General features: G+C 59.3%; 2 pseudogenes. Both read right to left on the bottom strand.

The features are described 5' to 3' along the window. A pseudogene (locus ACFFNA_RS38960) lies at positions 1–507 on the bottom strand (KamA family radical SAM protein); the annotation flags it as partial. Between the two features lie 757 nt (positions 508–1,264). Next, positions 1,265–2,239, bottom strand: a pseudogene (locus tag ACFFNA_RS38965) (IS5 family transposase); the annotation flags it as partial. Positions 2,240–2,435 lie beyond the last annotated feature (196 nt).

A 2,435-nucleotide genomic window follows, 5' to 3' on the forward strand; every position in this document is an offset into this window, starting at 1 on the left:
CGTAGGCGACTGCTTTTGTGCCGAATCGAATTGAATCCAAATGCGGGATCGGCAGCAGATGATCAAGAATTTTGTGAAGCTTGGCAGTGCTGAGCACGAAGGGACCCCCCCCGAAAGCAACACATTGGTCATCTCAGGGTGATCTATAATATATCGCGCAATCTGAGAGAAATCGGTGGCAATTTCATCGGAATTCTGGCCGAAAATGCGTTTTCGAAAGCAATAACGGCAATATGAAGCGCAACGGTCCGTCACCAGCAACAATCCCGTCTGGGCATACTTATGTTGAAGTCCGGGGGCAACCGTGTTGTCGTGCTCGCCGCTCGTATCCAGATTGCCAGGACTCTCAAACTCTTTCAATGACGGTTCGACAATGTGTTTAAGCTGATCATAATAGTCACCGTCTGTGATTTGTTCACGATAGAATTTGGTCACACGATAACGCGTGATACTGTGGTCTTGTAGCTCGCCCTTGGTTACCTCGCGCGTCCCCTCGATGAAATTCATGGCAGCGGTACGGTGCGGCGAGTCCCAGTTAGTGGGCGATGATTGAAGTGGGCGAACGCGAGGCGCCGGCGCCGAGGTCGTCCGCGCATCCATCTCACGATCGCTCATGCTCCGGTCCTCGCAATGAACCACAATTGCCTGCCGTGTCTGTTTCGCCTGCGCACCAAGGTCCTGGTAGGGCTCCGCCCCAAGCACACCGGTGTGTAGCATCTCATGGCGCGCCACCAATCGTCCAAGGCCCACTGCGGCCCCTCGTCCAGCTTCCCGCGAAGCCGAAGCCCCCAGTTGCATGGGAGAGGTCTCGCTGCCGCCGACAGACAAGAAAGGAACCAAAGCCGCTGTCGGGTGAACGACAGCGGCGCCCGCGTCGAACACGGAAAAGCTTCGATTGGCGGGACGGCACTCAACAGTCCAGTAGATATCGCATGGAGTTGCATCGGTTGAGCAAATTTCACATGGACCTCCTCTGTCGGAGACCGCCAGATCGCAATCTTCGTAATGGTTCTCCACCGCGTCCCATGCAATCGGCGGGCCAACAAAGAGGTTATGCGATTAAGGGGGCAAAACCACGTGTATCGGCCCGCAACGCGGAATGCTTGTGCGTCAGTGTGTCAGATTCCGAACATGGACGTCTCCAACCGTACGCATCCGAGCAAGGCCGCCTTGTAGGCCTCGTGGGGTTTGGCACTGACTGTCGTTGGCGCGTGGATCGGGACTTGAACGGATGCCAGTCTTTGATGGAGCTGTCTACGCGGTGGGCTCCATTACGGCGGACGGATTTCGGGCGTGCGCATTCGAGCATGCGGTTGAGGACTGTGCAGCCGATGGCGATTTCCGTCTGCTGAGCATGAAACGACCGGGCCCGCAGACGCCGCCCGATGAGGGCCTTGTATCGCCAGATGGTGATCTCGACCAGCGCGCGCTTACCATAGCCGGTGGTGGCCTGCCATTTCATTCGACCGTCTCTGCCGATTGCTGTGATATGCAGATCCCTTTGGCCGGGAGGTTCGGTGTCGGCGCGCTCGACCGCGTTAGCACGCGGCGGAATAACGATCACAGCGCCGGCGCTGTGGTTGATGAAAGCGTCGTAGGTCGGCTTTCCATCATAGGCGCCGTCGGCGGTGAACTGTCCGACCGGGCGACTGATCTGGTCGAGCAACGGGGCCACCTGCGAGGCATCGCCTGTGCCCTGGCCGGTCATCGCGCGGGCGATGATCTTGCCGCTACAGGCATCCAGAGCCAGATGGAGTTTGCGCCAACCGCGGCGGGATCTGGCGCCATGCTTCTCTTCAAGCCATTGGCCTGCGCCGTAAACCTGAAGGCCAGTGCTGTCGACAAGACCGGGCCGTCCGGCGCAACCTGGCGATCATGCCGGCTGTTGACAGATCGCCATGTCCGCGCTCGCCGGCTCAGGGTGGTATGATCGGGGACGGAGAGATCCAGACCCATCAAATTGCAGCACCGATCCCAGCAATCCTTCTGTCTGGCGCAGACGCAGCCCGAATACCAGGCCCAACGTCAAGGCGGTTTCGATCGCCAGAGCGGAATAGCGGGGCTGCCCACCTCTTGTCTTGCGTCTTGGCGCTTGCCACGACACAAGGGCTTCCGGCGTCAGCCACAGGGTCAAGCTACCGCGTCGGCAGAGCCCCGCCTCATACTCTTGCCAGTTCGTCACCCTGAACTTCATCTTGCCGATGTGATGGCGGCGGGGGGCATTGTGTTTGAAAGGCATGGCTGCGACAGACCGATTAGTGAGCTTCCCGCCCGCCTACGCCAATGCGATTAATGATCCGCGCACCAACGTCGGGTCCGGACCCATAAAGGGGTCCCGGTAGGGACGATGGTTGCCCATCGCCCCCCGGCCAGATCCGTACGTGCGGCACTACCGCATACGGCTCCTATCGGATGTTGTGACGGTGAACCGAGCA

This window comes from Mesorhizobium kowhaii, assembly GCF_042431665.1.
Lineage (GTDB): Bacteria > Pseudomonadota > Alphaproteobacteria > Rhizobiales > Rhizobiaceae > Mesorhizobium > Mesorhizobium kowhaii.